This window comes from Pseudoclavibacter sp. Marseille-Q434, assembly GCF_050315415.1.
Classification (GTDB): domain Bacteria; phylum Actinomycetota; class Actinomycetes; order Actinomycetales; family Microbacteriaceae; genus Pseudoclavibacter.
The window spans coordinates 617,215-632,278 of the sequence record NZ_JBNPQH010000001.1 but is presented as its reverse complement, the minus strand read 5'-3'; the positions used below and the strand labels follow the sequence as shown (position 1 = coordinate 632,278).

Sequence of the window (15,064 nt, the reverse complement as noted above, 5' to 3'; positions counted from 1 at the left end):
CGGATGTGCCTCATCGTGAGTCACTCATGATTAGTCCATGGTCCGATCAGCCTTTTCTCGTGGTAGGAGCAGTGCGTTCGCCCTGCTCCAGTGTGCTCGCGTGCCTGCTGAGCGCCTCGGTGTCCACCGTGCCGGTCTTGAAGGCCCGCAAGAATGCGCGCCGCTCGATCGCTAGCCTGGTGCACTCCGCGGTCGGATGGATCCAGGCTCCGCGCCCTGGAAGACTCGCCGAGATATCGACTTCGAGGCTTCCCTGACGGAGCACAACCCTGAGGAGCTGACTCCGTGCGGAGCGCGAACGGCATCCAACGCACGTTCGTACAGACGACATACTACCCCTCTGCGCGCGCTTCGTCTCCGTCTTCGAGGATCGAGTCGGGCTGGATGTCGATTCTCGCCCCCGTGAGCTTGGCCGCGAGACGCGCATTCTGGCCTTCCTTGCCGATCGCGAGCGACAGCTGGAAGTCCGGAACAAGTGCCCGGACGGCCTTGGTCGCCCGGTCGATGACAAACGCGCTCGAGACCTTCGCAGGGCTCAGTGCGCTGGCCACGAACGTCGGCAGATCATCCGAGTAGTCGACGATGTCGATCTTCTCGTCGCCGAGCTCGTTGGTGACGGCACGCACGCGTGCCCCGAGCTCACCGATGCATGCGCCCTTCGGGTTGATGCCCTCCTGCGTCGCGCGCACCGCGATCTTCGAGCGGTGGCCGGCCTCACGGGCCAGCGACACGATCTCGACGACGCCGCTCGCGATCTCAGGAACCTCGAGTGCGAAGAGCTTGCGCACGAGAGACGGGTGGGTGCGGGAGACGGTGATCTGGGGGCCCTTGCTGCCCCGCTCGACCTTCGTCACGAAGACCCGCAGCCGGCGGCCGTGCGAGTAGTCCTCACCCGGCACCTGCTCTTCAGGGGGCAGGATCGCCTCGACGGTTCCGAGGTCGACGTGGATCATGCGGGGGTTCGGCCCCTGCTGGATGACGCCGGCGATGATGTCGCCTTCGCGTCCGCGGAACTCGCCGAGCACCTTGTCGTCGCCGATGTCGCGGATGCGCTGGTTGATGACCTGCTTGGCTGCGAACGCGGCAACTCGGCCGAAGTCGTCGGCGGGGAGCTGGGCTTCGCCGACGATCTCGCCGTCGTCGTCGAGCTCGGGAACGAAGACGTTGACCTCGCCGCTCTTGCGGTCGAGGTGCACGCGGGTCGAGGCCGGCGGCACGTCCTGGCCCAGTTCCTGCGAGACGTGCTTCTCGTACGCGGTCAGGATCGCCTGCTCGAGAATGCTGGCAAGTTCCTCAAACGGAATCTCACGCTCTCGCTCGAGAATCCTCAGGACAGCAAGGTCGATCTTCATGGCGCTCCCTCTATTCAGATGAAAGGACGAGTTTACCCCATGCGGGGCAGACTCGTCCTCAGGCCAGGCACGCGGGACGAGGCGACGCGGTGCCTCGTCCCGGGCCGCCCTCAGCTGGCGCGCTTGGACTGCAGGAGCGCCAGCACCTCGTCCTTGGCGACCGCGTCGCGCTCGTTCGTCCGGCGGTTCCACAGCTCGACCTGGCCGTCGGCGGCGCCCTTGCCCGCGATGACGATCCACGGAACGCCCAGGAGCTCCGCATCTCCGAACTTGACGCCGGGTGAGACCTTCTTCCGGTCGTCGTAGAGCACGTCGAGGCCGGCGGCGTCGAACGCCGCGGAGAGCTCCTCCGCAACCGCGAACGGCTCCTCGTTGCGCCCGGTTGCGATGATCTGCACGTCGAAAGGCGCCACCTGCTCAGGCCAGATGAGACCACGGTCGTCGTGGTTGGCCTCGGCGATGAGCGCGAGGTTCCGGGTCACGCCGATGCCGTACGACCCCATCGTCACGGTTGTGAGCTTGCCCTGCTCATTGAGGACCTTCAACCCGAGGGCCTCCGCGTACTTGCGACCGAGCTGGAAGACATGCCCGATCTCCGTGCCGCGAGCCGTCGTGATGGCTCCGCTGCCGTCGGGGGCAGGGTCGCCGTCACGGATCTCGGCGGCGCCGATGCGCGCATCCGCCGTGAAGTCCCGTCCGACGACCAGCGAGTGGACGTGCTTGCCAGCGATGTTGGCGCCGGTGATCCAGCTGGAGCCGTCCGCGACCGTCTCGTCGAGGAAGTACGCCACACCGGTGGTCGACTCCTCACCGAGCACCTGGCCCGCGGCCGACCATGGTCCGATGTACCCGCGAACGAGACCGGGGTGCTTCGCGAAGTCCTCCGCAGTCGCAGCCTCGACCTCGGCAGGCTGAAGGGCCGTCTCGAGGCGCTTCATGTCGACCTCACGGTCGCCGGGGATGCCGACGACGACCAGGTCGCGAGTGCCGTCTGTGTGGAGACGTGCCACGACCACGTTCTTGAGTGTGTCCGCCGCGGTCCAGTCGCGGTCCCCGGTCTTCGGGACGACCGCATTCGCGTGTGCGACGAGCGTCGCGATGGTCGGCGTGTCCGGCGAATCGAAGACGGTCGCGGCCCCGGTCGAGCTGGGGTCCACTGCGACGGGAGCCGGCGCGGCGTAGGCCTCGACGTTCGCCGCGTAGCCACCGGGTGAGCGCACGAAGGTGTCCTCGCCGACGGGTGTGGGGTGCAGGAACTCCTCGCTCCGCGAGCCGCCCATCGCGCCGGCGTTCGCCGCGACGATGACGTACTCGAGTCCGAGGCGGTCGAAGATGCGCTCGTAGGCGTCTCGCTGAGCCTGGTAGCTGATGTCGAGACCGGCGTCGTCGATGTCGAACGAGTAGGCGTCCTTCATCGTGAACTCACGGCCGCGCAGCAGCCCAGCGCGGGGACGAGCCTCGTCGCGGTACTTGTCCTGGATCTGGTAGATCGCGAGCGGCAGGTCCTTGTACGAGGAGTAGAGGTCCTTGACGGCGAGAGTGAAGGCCTCCTCGTGTGTCGGCGCGAGCACCAGCGGCGCCCCCTTGCGGTCCTCCAAGCGGAAGATCCCGTCGCCGAAATCGTCGAGGCGCCCCGTGGCCTCGTAGAAGTCGGCAGGCAGGATGCCTGGGAAATGAACCTCCTGGGCACCCGCGGCTTCCATCTCCTCGCGCACGATCTGCTCGATGCGGCGCTTCACCTTGAGACCGAGCGGCAGCCATGCAAAGACGCCTGGCGCCTGGCGGCGGATGTAGCCGGCGCGCACGAGGAGCCTGTGGCTTGCCACCTCTGCGTCGACGGGGTCTTCGCGGAGCGTGCGGACAAAGAGCTTGGAGAGGCGAGTAGTCACCCGGCCAATGCTAGTCGTGCCAGGGTCCACGCGCTGGCCGCGCTGGACCCTGGCAGAGGGCTGATCGACCGCCGCGGGCACCGATCTGCGTCACCAGGGCTTGTCGTACAGCGAATCACCCTCTGTCTCGCCGCGCTCCTGGTCGAGCTCGTCCTGTCGGTCCTGCTGATTCTCCTGCAGCTGCTCTTCGAGCTCGGTCATCTCCGGCGACTGCGTCGATTCCGGGGGCTCCTCCCCCTCGTTCGGCTCCTGCGCCTCCGACTGCTGCTGCAGCTTCTGCTGGATGCGTTCGCTCGACTCGACCGCCGGGGGCTCGAATTCGGTGGACGCGCAACTCGGGTCGCGGGCATCCAGGACTGCGAGCGCCTCCTGCCAGAGCGCCACCGCCCCAGCGGTGTCGTCCGCGGCCAGTCGCGCATCGCCCTGGCGCTCGATCGTGATGGCGAGATTCGCGCGGATCGGGCACTGCTGCGGAGGCTCGGCCATGGGCAGGGCCGCTTCGAGCTCGGTGCGCGCCTCGTCGAGCAGCCCCAGCTGGAGCATCGACGTGCCCGTGTTGTACGGGGCTTTCCAGCTCTCGAGGATGTTCACGAACTTCTGCTGCTGCGCGGAGTTCATGCTCCCCTCGTACTCGGAGTCGGCGTAGAGCGACACCGTGCGGTCGGCGATGATCGACATGCTGATCAGCTTCGTTGCGAATGCGGCCGCCAGGAGCGCGAACGGGATGCTGAAGAGGATGAACCTGCGCCTGCGCTTCGCGGCGACGGCGGCCACCGGCAGGGCACCGCCTGACTTCTTCCGGCGAGGACTCATACCGTTCCTCCCCTTGCTCTGCTGAGCTCGATCGAGTGCTTCACGGACTCCCAGACGTCTCGGAGCAGCAGGAGGAACGCGGCCGCGGCGAGGATCCAGTACACCTCGAACGCTGTCTCCGCGCTGCCGCCGGTCTGCGTCACCCTCGTGCCGTCGACCTCCGCGGGCACCACTTCGGTGCCAGGCTCGCGCACCTCGAGCGGCAGCGCGAGGTCGTCCGCGATGCTCTGCAGAGCCGCCGTGTCGATGACGGAGCGAGCCTGCTGGCCCTGTCCGTCGAGGATGTAGCTCGGCTCGTCCGTCGCGAGCGTGCCAGCAGTCGCCTTCATGGGCCCGCCCTCCTCAGTGCCGTAGCCGAGCACGGCGCCCCCGGCCAGATAGCCCGCGACAGCGCTGAACGACTCCGGCTCCGTCTCGGCTGTCTGCTCACCGTCGCCCAGGTAGTACACGAGCCTCGCGCGCTCCGGCTCGGCCTCGGCTGCCGCTTCCAGCACATCCCGGACCAGCGGCTCTGCGATGGAGATGGAGCTGCCACGGGAGTACTGGGTGACCTCCGGACGCAGCGTCTGCAGCAGAGCGTCGAGCGCGGTCGTGTCGGCGGTGAACGGCAGCCGCTGGACGGCGGCGGCGTCGAAGGTCACGAGTCCGAACCTGGCACCCTCGTGCGCGGCCGTCAGCGCTGAGATGTCCGCTTTCACGCCGTCGAGCCGCGGTGCACCGTCCCAGTCCTCTGCGACCATGCTCGCCGTCGTGTCGACCACGAAGAGCACGTCAACCTCGCTCTGGAGGTTCGGTGCCGGAGCGCTGCCGATGCCAGGGCGGAACGCGGCGACCACGATCAGCGCACAGGCGGCGAGGCGCAGGACCCAGTTGACGCGCCGTCGGCGATCGGATGCCCTGACAAGCGCGAAGACGCAGAAGCCGAGCAGGACCATGCCGACGAGCGCAAGGAGCGCCGGGGGAAGTATGGGATTCCAGGTCATAGTCGGAGCCTCCAGGCCAGCACGACGTAGATGGATGCGAAGACGAGCATCAGCACGAGCCACACGTTCGGCCGGTCGGTGACGAGCAGCTGGGGCTGGCCGACCATGAGCGAGGTCTGCTCGCTCGTGATCTGATCGACGATGCCGGACACGCTGGCCGGGTCGGTGAGCTTGAAGTAGCTGCCATCCGCCTGCAGGATCGTCGTCCGGAACTGGTCCGCGAACGCATCCTCGAACTGGTTGGCATCAAGCGCGTAGATGGTGATCCCCCGCTCCTCCGTGTACTCGGCGGCCTCCGGGAACGAGACGAGCGGGTCGCCGTTCACCGCGTTGTCCGTCGCGAAGATGATGGACCGGGACCTTCCGTCGTCGGCGGCCGGATCGTACTCGCCGAAGGTCATCGCGCAGGAGGCCAGGCCATCGCCGACGAGGGACGCACCTGCAGCGCCCTGCGTGCCCTGGGCGAACGAGTACTCGCTGTTGGACCCGCCCGAGGCTGACTCCATCTCATCCCGCACCTGCTGCAGCTGGGTCTCGACGAACGCGTAGTCGTCCGTCAGCGGGAACAGCTGCACCGCCGTCGCGTCCCACAGCATGAGCGACATGCGCTCCCCGTCGAACCCGGGGAGCATCTCGAGGTACCTGTCGAGCACCTCGACGTCGTAGTCGACCATGGAGCCCGAGATGTCGAGGCAGAGCACGATGTCGCGGTTGAACTTCTCCGGCGACTCGACACGCTGGTACACCCAGCGGCCGGCCGCGACGCTCGTCACGGCGAGGAGGATCGCGAGCACGACCCCGATCGCGGTCATGAGACTCGAGTATCGGAGCAACGCTCGCCGATACGCCGGGAGCCTCGTGAGGCGCCTGGAGTTGGCGACGGGAATCGCGCCGGACTGCCCACGCTTGCGGGCACGCCACCAGGCGATGGCCGCGACGGCCCCCGCCACTGCGATCAGCGACAGACTGACCCACCACATCGCTATCGCCATGTCGCGATCACCTCCCGCGCAGCCGCGATCCCGGCCGCTGTGCCGCTCGGATCGTGCGCCCCGAAGACCATGGGGTAGTACTGGCCGACCGTGTGCGAGACCCCCCGGAGCTCGGTGCGCCTCAAGTCGGTGAGCGTCATCTTGTCCGCCGGAACAGTCGAGACGGCAGCGACGAAACCACGCACGAGCACGCTCAGCTCGGCGTGAGCACGTCGTGGCGTCAGCTCGCCGGCCGCCGCACGACGGGCGACCTCGTCCACGCGCTCGAGATACTCCTGCTGCAGCGCGTGGACTGGCGGTCTCGCGGCCGGGAGCACCGGGGCGGCCTTCGGCGGGCGCGGTCGCGTCAGGAAGACCACGAGGAAGTAGTACGCGACGATGGACGCCAAGATCAGGAACCCGAGAACCAGCCAGAACTGCGCGTAGTCGATGACTGGAACGACGGTTCCCTCCGGCGGTTGGACATCAGCGACGAACATTCGCCCTCGCCTTCAAGAGCGCCAGGAGCGTCGGCGCGACCTGCTGCTCGCTCGCGATCTCCGCGTACGAGACCGCGTTCGCCTCGAACGTCCGCTCCATGTCGAGCGCTCGCTTCTGCTCCGCGTACTCGAACTCGCGCTCGAGGAGCCGGTCCCCGCCGAAGAGGCTCGGCATCGCCCAGTTCCCTTCCACGTCGAAGGCCAGCTCGCCGCGGGCGCCCCGCTGATGGGGTTCGGCATCCGTGATCTGGAGCCAGACGATCTCATGCTGAGCCGCGAGCCGACGCACGAGAGCAGCACGTTCCTCGTCCCAGTCGAACTCGTCCGCGATGACGACGAGCAGCGCACGGTGCCTCACCGTGAGCCGGACTCGGTCGAGGACCGCGTTCATGTCACTGGTCGCCGTCTCGAGTCCAACCGAGTCGTAGACCGCGTGGAGCATCCGCTCGAGCGCGGACGACGTGCTGCGGAACGGGAGCTGCCTGATGCCCTCGGAGCTGCCCGTCACGAGGCCGACGTCATCACCATGCCGGATGGCGAGATATCCGAGAACACCCAGGGCCGTGACGAGCACCTCTCGCTTCGGCTCGCCGCTCGCCGAGATCGCCGCCATGTTGCGGCCACCATCGACGGCGAAGAGCACACGGTGGCGCCGCTCGGCGACGTAGCGCTTCACGAGCGGCTGCCCAGTTCGCGCGCTCGCCTTCCAGTCGATGTCCTTGATCTCGTCTCCCGCCACGTACTCGCGGAGGTCATCGAAATCCATGCTCCGACCACGCAGATGCGAGGCGTACTGGCCGTCGAGCAGGTGCAGCACGCGCCTTCGCGCGTGCAGGAACATCTTCGACTTGACCTTCGCCAGAAGGGGGCGTTCGCTCGACATGGTCACGGAGTACGAACAGCCCCGAGCACCGCGTCGATGATCTGCTCGACGCGGACACCCGTTGCATCCGCCTCGAAGCCGAGGATGATGCGGTGGCGCAGGATGCGGTGCGCCAGCCGGCGAACGTCCTCCGGCACGACATGGTCGCGGCCCTGCAGAAGCGCGACTGCCCTGGCGCCCTTGGCGAAGTTGATCGAGGCGCGCGGCGACGCGCCGACCTCGACGAGCCGTGCCAGCTCCGGGCCGATGTACTCCCCGGCGTGACGCGTCACGTAGACGAGCCCGACGATGTACTCCGTGATCGCCTTGTCGACGTACACCCGCGACGTCAGCTCCTGCAGCCTCGTCACATCCTGCAGCCCCACCGCGGCTGGTTCCCCGTGCTCGAAGACGCCCTCGTCGATGCGACGCAGGATCTCGGCCTCCTCCGCGGGGTTCGGGTACTCGAGCACGTCCTTGAGCATGAAGCGGTCGAGCTGCGCCTCAGGCAGCACGTACGTGCCTTCCTGCTCGATTGGGTTCTGCGTGGCGATCACGAGGAACGGATCCGGCAGCGGGTACAGCGTGCCGCCGATCGTGGTCTGGCGCTCCTGCATCGCCTCGAGCATCGCGGACTGCGTCTTCGCGCTCGAGCGGTTGATCTCGTCGAGCAGGACGAAGTTCGCATGCACGGGCCCGAGCTGAGTCGAGAAACGGTGCTCCGCCGCATCGTAGATCTGTGTGCCGACGATGTCTGACGGCAGGAGGTCCGGCGTGCACTGGATGCGGCTGAACGACCCACGGACCGACTGGGCGAGCGTCTGGGCGGCCGTCGTCTTCGCGAGGCCGGGAACGGACTCGAGGAGGACATGCCCGCCCGACATGAGCCCGACGAGCAGTGTCTCGCGCAGCTGCGTCTGGCCGACGACCTTGTGTGCGAAGGCTTGCGAGACGGCCCCGATGGCACGCCCCGCCTCCTGGAGCTCCTGCTGGCTGAGCTTGAGCTGCTGACCGCCGACAATCGTCACGGATCCTTCTTCCTGCGGCTGGACACACCTGCCGACTCTTCTGATCTCGTCTGGGGCATTTCAGTGATTCGCAAGGGAAAGCGTAGTGACACCGTGCGGCACTCGCGTTCAGCCTCCCGCGAGTCTCGCGCGAGCGACTATGGAAAGAGCCGGATCGGATTGACGATGTCGACATAGATGAAGAGTGCGCTCATCGCCATGAGGCATCCGGCGATGACGAGGGTGACGGGGAGGAGCTTCGCCGTGTCGAACGGACCGGGATCGGGGCGACCGAACAGCTTGGCCAGCCGGCGGCGGACACCATCGATGAGCGCGGCGAGCACATGCCCGCCGTCGAGCGGCGGCAGCGGGACGAGGTTGATGACGCCGAGGGCGATGTTGACGGATGCGACCAGCTGCACGATGGTCGCGACCCGATCGACGACGGGGATGCTGCTCTCAGCCGCCACCTCGCCCGTGATCCGTCCGACCCCGACAACGCTCATCGGACCATTCGGGTCGCGCTCGGCGCCCCCGAAGCCGGCGTTCCACATCTCGACGATGCGCTCGGGGATCGTGATCAGGAAGTTGCCGACGGCGCGCACATTGGCCTCGGCCATCGTGAACGCGTAGAGCGGCGACTGCCTGACGCGCTCCTGCGTGGGCGTGATGCCGACGAACCCGACCTCTTGCGTCACGAACGAGCCGTCCGCAGCCTCGACGCGCGCTCCCGTCAGCTCGTCGAGCTCGTAGACGGTGTTGACGCGTGGGGTGAGCTCCACCTCCAGCTGCTGCCCCGCGCGATCGACCCCCACGGAGACCGGCTCCCCCGGGCTCACGCGGATCGTCTCCTGGAGGAGGTCCCAGCTGTCGGTGGCGGTGCCGTCAACGCTGGTGATCCTGTCGCCGGGGAGGAGGCCGGCCTCGAAGGCCGGTGCCGGCGTCTCGCACGTTTCCCCTGGTTCGGGCGCCACCGAGCCGGCGGGGACCACGCACTCGTAGACCGTGCCGACCGTCGTCGACGGCTGGTACAGGCCGAATCCGGAGCAGACGATCATGAACCCGAGGATCGCGATGACGAAGTTCATGGCTGGTCCCCCGACCATGATGACGATGCGCTTCCACACGGGGAGCGCAGAATACGTGCGCGACTCTTCCCCTGGAGCCACTCCTTCCGCGGACGCCAGCCTGGCATCGTCGATCATGCTCGACATGAACCCGGTCCCACCCGTGCGTGCGGCCTGGCCAGCCTTGGCAGGCGGGTACATGCCGATCATGGCGACGTAGCCGCCGAGCGGGATGGCCTTCACGCCGTACTCCGTCTCACCCCGCTTGCGCGAGAAGAGCGTCGGCCCGAACCCCACCATGTACTGCGTGACACGCACTCCGAAGCGCTTGGCCGGGACGAGGTGGCCGACTTCGTGGAGCGCGACAGACGCGGCGAGGCCGATGACTGCGGCCAGGACGCCGACGATGAAGAGCAAGACTGATTCCACGGGGGTCAAGCGTAGACCTGCCTTGTCGCTCGCATGCTGTCGATCTGCCTTGCCCGCCGGGCCGCCCGCGTACCGGCGGTGCGAGTCCCCCACCGCGTAGGCTTGCCCGATCATGAGCGAAGCATCAACGCTGCACGCTGCAGCCGCCGTCGAACTCGCCGTTGTCGTCCGCTCAGGGTTCATCGAATCCCGGCACGTCGGCGCTGCGGTCCTGACCAACCCGGACGCTACGATCCGAGCCGAGCTGGGAGACGGGCGTCAGCCGGTGTTCCCACGCTCGAGCCTCAAGCTCTTCCAAGCGCAGACCGCCCTGACGCTCGGCGCGCAGCTGACCGACGAGCAGACGGCGATCGCCTGCGGCAGCCACTCCGGATCTCCAGACCACGTCGCACACGTGCGGGAGATCCTGCACGCCAGCGGGCTCGACGACCGGGCGCTCGCCTGCCCCGCCTCCTGGCCCCGAGATCGTGCATCCAGAGACGCGCTCGTACGCGCCGGCGAGGCATCCTCCCCCGTGTACATGGAGTGCAGCGGCAAGCACGCTGCGATGCTGGCGGCCTGCGTCGCCCAGGGGTGGCCGACGGAGGGGTACCTGGCGGCAGATCATCCGCTCCAGGTGGCTATCAAGGACACGGTCGAGCGCATGACCAGGGAGCGCCCGAGCGCGGTCGGTGTCGACGGATGCGGCGCGCCGGTCTTCGCCGTGAGCCTCGTCGGTCTCGCGGCGGCGGCGAGCCGGCTCGCCACGGCGAGTCCGTCTTCCCCGTTTCCGCTCTTCAAAGCTGCCGCCGCGGTGTGGCGCTCCGTGCTCTCCAACGGCTGGCTTCTCGAGGGCCACGGGCGCCCGAACTCCCTCGTCATCTCCGAGCTCGGTGTCCTCGCGAAGTCCGGCGCTGAAGGTGTCCTCATCCTCGCCTCGCCGGACGGCACCGCTGTCGCGATGAAGATGCTCGACGGCTCCAGTCGTGGAACGACGCTCGTGGGACTGCAGCTGCTCGTTGCCGCCGGTGCCGTCGATGTGGGCCGAGTGCAGCAGCTGCTGCCGCGGCTTGGGCTCGAGGTCATGGGCGGTGGCGTCCTCGTCGGCGAGATCATGGTCGGCAGCGGAGTTCCGACGAGCCTCTAGGCACTGCTGAGGGACCTCTCCTCGTTCGACCAGCGGATGCGTTCCATCGTGCCTCGACCGTGGCGGAGCACAGCGCTGCGCGACGCGTCGACGACCAGCGGTGGCAGAGGATCGCCTCTGAGGAGCGACCGGTGCTCTCCGGGGGTCACACCGGACAGCAGCACGCGGTGCTCGGCGGAGAGCCTCGCCAGGACCCCGAAGCGACCTTGCCACGTCTCGACGTCGCCGATGACGGCTCGCTGAACGCTCCGCGGCTCCGAGCCGCCCCGCTCGGGGTGGCCACGAGTCACGGTTGTCGCCGCGCACCAGTCCGCGAGGTCCGTGCACACGAACCCCCTTGCCTCGAGGAGGCGCCGCATCGTGGCGGGCTGCCGCGCCACCACGAGCAGCTCTCGGTCGGTCTCTCCGTGCACCGGAGCGAGCCGATCCGTCGCAGCCTCGGCGTCGCGATCGCGGTTGCTGATCGGCCGGGACGCCTGTGCGACCTGACAGGCTCTCCCCCGCCAGACCGCCCGGCCGACTGGGGCATCCGCGTCGTGCTCCGAAGCCTGCCCGCCCGCCATGACGTACGCGCTGCGGTCTCCGCCGACCAGGCGGAGCGTCTGGGCGGCGGAGGCGACGAGCGCGGCTGTCCCGCCCGTCACCCGACTCAGCGAGAACGCAACAGCCGGTGAGCAGGTTGCGGAGGCCTTGATGAGGCGCACGAGGTGCTCGGTCATGGCGGTGCGGTGCGGTTCCTCCACCCCGGCGAGGAGCGCATCGGTGTCATCGACGACCAGCAAGCCCGGGTTCGAAGCGAGGTCTACGGCGCACAGCTGGTCCCAGGCGGACTCAGGGTCCGACGAGAGGACGGTGACCCGCCCGACGGCAGAGTCGGACCCCTCGCCGGACGCCTCGACGAGCACCGTGAGGCAGCCGGTCTTGCCGGTTCGAGGCCCGCCGATGACGGCCATCGCCCCGAGACCTGCATCAAAGCGAGCCGGTCGCTGCTCGCGAGCGTCCGTGTCGTCGCTCAGCCCGAATGCGAGGCCCGGACCGTCCCCCGCGATCGCGGCAAGCGCGATCCGCGAGGGAAGGGCAGGGAGCCACGGCCGCTGCGGCGGCAGATGACCGAGGTGAGCTTCACGTTCGACGGCCGCCAGGACGAGGTCCGCCACGGCCAGTCGCTCACGCTGCCGCACCTGGACTTCGACGATCCGGCTGTCGCGCACGACCAGGGCGAGCCCGGGTGAGTCGGCCGGCAGGCGCGCGGCGGACGCGGTGCCGATCAGCGCGGTGCTGTCCGCTTCCGCGACCACGCGGAGGCAGATGCGGATGCTGCAGTTGGCCAGCGTCGTCCCACGGACCGCGATCGCAGGCTGCTGGGAGCACAGGACGAGGTGCATCCCGAGGCTCCTCCCCCTCGCTGATATGTCCGCGAACACGGAATGCAGCGCGGCACCGGCGTCCACAAGCGCCTGGTACTCGTCGACGATGACGACCAACCGTGCGAGGCCGGGCAGCTGGCCGATGTGGGTCGCACCGGCAGCTCGGAGCGCACGTTCACGCTCGCGGAGCTCGGCGCGCAGGCTGATCGCCGCCCGTTGCGCCTCGGCAGCATCCAAGTCGGTCACGATCCCCACACAGTGCGGGAGCTCGGCCAGAGGGTCGAACGTCGCGCCGCCCTTGAAGTCGAAGCACAGCACCTGTACCTCGCGACTGGACCTCGATTCTGTCAGCGCCAGCACCCAGGTCACGAGCAGCTCGCTCTTCCCCGAACCGGTCGTGCCCCCGATGACCGCGTGCGGGCCGTCGGCGACGAGGTCGATGCCGAACAGCGCGGTGCCGTGCGTGCCCAGCTGGGCGAACAGGCCGGCGCCTTCCAGCCTCGCTGGCTGGGCCCCGCCTCGGCTCGTGATCGAAGCGGCACGTCGCAGTTCTCCTGCGTCCTTGCCGTCGACGCCCGCCTGACCAGCCTCGTCGGAACGGCTCGGACCGGACGCGCGCAGCTGCTCCGCCGTCATGAACCTGGGCCGCAGCGTGACGCGACTGCCGTCCTCGAGCACGACGCTCGCGGCCGACGCGCTCTGCACATGGACGCGAACCGGCGCCGCGTTCGACGATTCGATACCTCGGCCTTCGGAGAGATCAAGGAGCAACCCGCCCTCGGCGACCTGCGCGTCGCCCCACCTCCACGGGCGGCCAAGCGTGGACAGTTCCTGAGCCAAGACTGCCCCAGGAATGCCGGCACAGATGCGGACCTCGCCCGCGCACGCCGCATGCTGGACGAGCAGCGCGCGCCCTGCCGCGAGCACCAGGCTGGTACTCCCGGTTATCTCGAACGTCGCACCGCCTCCGAAGACGGGAGCGTCGTCGAGCGTGAGGACGTGATCGAGACGTGAACGCACGTCTTCGGGGAGGTGGCGCAGCTCACCGGACATGGGGACGCGCACGCGCACCGAGCCGGATCCGAGGCAGAAGCGCTCCTGCGCTTCCAGGCGAGGTGCCGCCCGAGCGGTGCAGGTCTCCGCAGCGAGGGCCTCCAACCTCCGCAGCTCGTCCGCGGCGAGCGACCGAGCCTGCTGGATGCACGCGTCGAGTTCGCGGTCGAACACGGCCTGCGCGCGCGTCTGCTGGGCGCTCGCCTGACGTCTCGACTCCGCGTAGCTGGCCACCGCCATGACGGGACCGATCAGGGCGAACGCAAGCATCGCGGGTGACCCCAGAAGCAGCCAGAGCAGGATCGCAACGACGACCGGAGCCGAGGCCATGATGATGGGAAACGCCACCACTCTCGCATCGGCGACGGGCGACGGCAGGCACAGGACGGGCTCGATCAGCCGGGGCCGCGCCTGCTCGTCCGGCGGCCCGTCACTCCGCTCAGTCGTCACGTCCTGCAGCGGCGGCTTCCGGCTCATCCGACCACTGTTCGACAACGGCGAGCCAGGGTGGAACCACGCACCGTTCGACGAGCCAGGCGACACTCGAGGCAAGCGGATCGTCCGCGCTGACGCCGAGGGCTCTCTTCGCGAAGGCCGCCGCGGCGCCCGAACGCCCCGAGGCCCATTCGAGCCAGCTCATGCTGGCAAGGAGCACGGGTTCATCGTCGAGGTCGACGAGCTCGGCAAGACGTCGGAGGATCGCGGCGGCTTGGCGAACACGTCTGCGGGAGAACTCGGGCAAGGGTCGGTGCACGTCCTCCTCGCCCATCACCGTGCTCCAGACCGGCGCCAGCGAGAGCAGGTCGATGTGGGCGCCGAACCCGATCGTCACGAGGAGGAGTTCCGAGGTGTGGCGGCCTCGGAGCATGCAGAGCAGATGTGCGAGTTCCGCGTCTGCCGGAGCAGCGCGGAACGTGTCAGGCGCGAAGGCCGCAAGCCACCGCTGCCGCATCGATGGTAGGTCATCCTCGCCGTCGTGGTGCTGCCAGTGTCGCTCATCCTCCTCCGCAAATCGAAGCCTCCTGGTCACGGACGCGGGCGTGATCAGCGACTCGTCCCCCGGCTTTGCCGTAGCCTGCACCCACTCCTCCTGCGAGCCCAGCGCGCGCGGGCCGATGTCACAGCAGTCGACGTCGTCGCATCCGTAGACACCCCAGGCGTCAGCAGCTCGGCAGATGCAGGCAGCCACCTCGATTCCCGCGCGGTCTGCCGCTGCGACGAGCTCCTCGGCAACCACGGAGAAGGGGGGCCGCGGCCCGGACCCGAAGGGCAGGTCCGGGCACAGGACGAAGACGACTCGCTCGATGCTTCTCAGGTGCGAGAGGTGACCGATCACCGCGTTCGCGTACGGGGCCGCACCCGCCGAAGATGGCTCCGGCACCTCCGGCAAGTCGAAGCGAAGGACCACGCCTCCCCGTTTCCCGCTGAGCGGTATGGCGACAAGGGAGCCGACGGGTGAGTAGCCGAGGAGACGAGGCACGGCGTCGAGGATCTGCTTCGGCGTGCTGAGGCGAATCTGTTGCATGCCCAGACGCTAGGCCTCACGTCAACGGCGCGGTTCCGTGGCGGCCTCGCCTGTGGACAGCGCGAAACTCACGCGTCTGTGACGACGAAGTGAACGGAGCAGACGACGACGTGAAAGAAG

13 protein-coding genes are annotated in these 15,064 nt (G+C 68.4%); 1 reads left to right on the top strand and 12 read right to left on the bottom strand.

All coding sequences use genetic code 11. The features are described from left to right. Window positions 1-46: 46 nt before the first annotated feature. The 10 genes from ACQFZP_RS03020 to ACQFZP_RS02975 all read right to left on the bottom strand — a co-directional run bounded on the left by ACQFZP_RS03020 (window position 47) and on the right by ACQFZP_RS02975 (window position 9,873). Window positions 47-331 (bottom strand): YlxR family protein, encoded by a 285-nt coding sequence (locus ACQFZP_RS03020; protein ID WP_104312130.1) that lies wholly within the window; start codon window positions 329-331, stop codon window positions 47-49. A gap of 1 nt (window position 332) precedes the next feature. After that, entirely contained in the window at window positions 333-1,352 is a 1,020-nt protein-coding gene (gene nusA / locus ACQFZP_RS03015) for a transcription termination factor NusA (protein WP_104312131.1), read from the bottom strand. 110 nt (window positions 1,353-1,462) lie between these two features. Continuing rightward, window positions 1,463-3,241 (bottom strand): proline--tRNA ligase, encoded by a 1,779-nt coding sequence (locus ACQFZP_RS03010; protein WP_211890269.1) that lies wholly within the window; start codon window positions 3,239-3,241, stop codon window positions 1,463-1,465. Window positions 3,242-3,331: 90 nt separating this feature from the next. Then, complete coding sequence (locus ACQFZP_RS03005; protein WP_211890268.1) at window positions 3,332-4,054, bottom strand: hypothetical protein; 723 nt, start codon at window positions 4,052-4,054, stop codon at window positions 3,332-3,334. After that, window positions 4,051-5,037 carry a VWA domain-containing protein gene (locus ACQFZP_RS03000; RefSeq protein ID WP_211890267.1) on the bottom strand — a complete coding sequence of 329 codons (987 nt, stop codon included), beginning with the start codon at window positions 5,035-5,037 and terminating at the stop codon, window positions 4,051-4,053. The genes ACQFZP_RS03005 and ACQFZP_RS03000 overlap by 4 nt, the downstream gene beginning before the upstream one ends. Continuing rightward, on the bottom strand, window positions 5,034-6,029 hold the full coding sequence (locus ACQFZP_RS02995; protein WP_211890266.1) for a vWA domain-containing protein: 996 nt from the start codon (window positions 6,027-6,029) through the stop codon (window positions 5,034-5,036). The genes ACQFZP_RS03000 and ACQFZP_RS02995 overlap by 4 nt, the downstream gene beginning before the upstream one ends. Next, entirely contained in the window at window positions 6,020-6,508 is a 489-nt protein-coding gene (locus tag ACQFZP_RS02990) for a hypothetical protein (RefSeq protein ID WP_179556550.1), read from the bottom strand. The genes ACQFZP_RS02995 and ACQFZP_RS02990 overlap by 10 nt, the downstream gene beginning before the upstream one ends. Beyond that, on the bottom strand, window positions 6,495-7,391 hold the full coding sequence (locus tag ACQFZP_RS02985) for a DUF58 domain-containing protein (protein WP_104312137.1): 897 nt from the start codon (window positions 7,389-7,391) through the stop codon (window positions 6,495-6,497). The genes ACQFZP_RS02990 and ACQFZP_RS02985 overlap by 14 nt, the downstream gene beginning before the upstream one ends. 2 nt (window positions 7,392-7,393) lie before the next feature. Beyond that, complete coding sequence (locus tag ACQFZP_RS02980) at window positions 7,394-8,398, bottom strand: AAA family ATPase (protein WP_371029531.1); 1,005 nt, start codon at window positions 8,396-8,398, stop codon at window positions 7,394-7,396. 137 nt (window positions 8,399-8,535) lie between these two features. Next, on the bottom strand, window positions 8,536-9,873 hold the full coding sequence (locus ACQFZP_RS02975; protein ID WP_307852729.1) for a M50 family metallopeptidase: 1,338 nt from the start codon (window positions 9,871-9,873) through the stop codon (window positions 8,536-8,538). Between the two features lie 112 nt (window positions 9,874-9,985). Between ACQFZP_RS02975 and ACQFZP_RS02970 the strand changes: the two genes are divergently transcribed. Further along, window positions 9,986-10,999 (top strand): asparaginase, encoded by a 1,014-nt coding sequence (locus ACQFZP_RS02970; RefSeq protein WP_211890264.1) that lies wholly within the window; start codon window positions 9,986-9,988, stop codon window positions 10,997-10,999. On the opposite strand, the gene ACQFZP_RS02965 is transcribed toward ACQFZP_RS02970, so the two are convergent. After that, entirely contained in the window at window positions 10,996-13,896 is a 2,901-nt protein-coding gene (locus ACQFZP_RS02965) for an FtsK/SpoIIIE domain-containing protein (RefSeq protein WP_211890263.1), read from the bottom strand. The genes ACQFZP_RS02970 and ACQFZP_RS02965 overlap by 4 nt on opposite strands. Beyond that, on the bottom strand, window positions 13,859-14,944 hold the full coding sequence (locus ACQFZP_RS02960; RefSeq protein ID WP_211890262.1) for a DUF4192 family protein: 1,086 nt from the start codon (window positions 14,942-14,944) through the stop codon (window positions 13,859-13,861). Before ACQFZP_RS02960 ends, ACQFZP_RS02965 begins: the two co-directional genes overlap by 38 nt. Window positions 14,945-15,064: the final 120 nt, after the last annotated feature.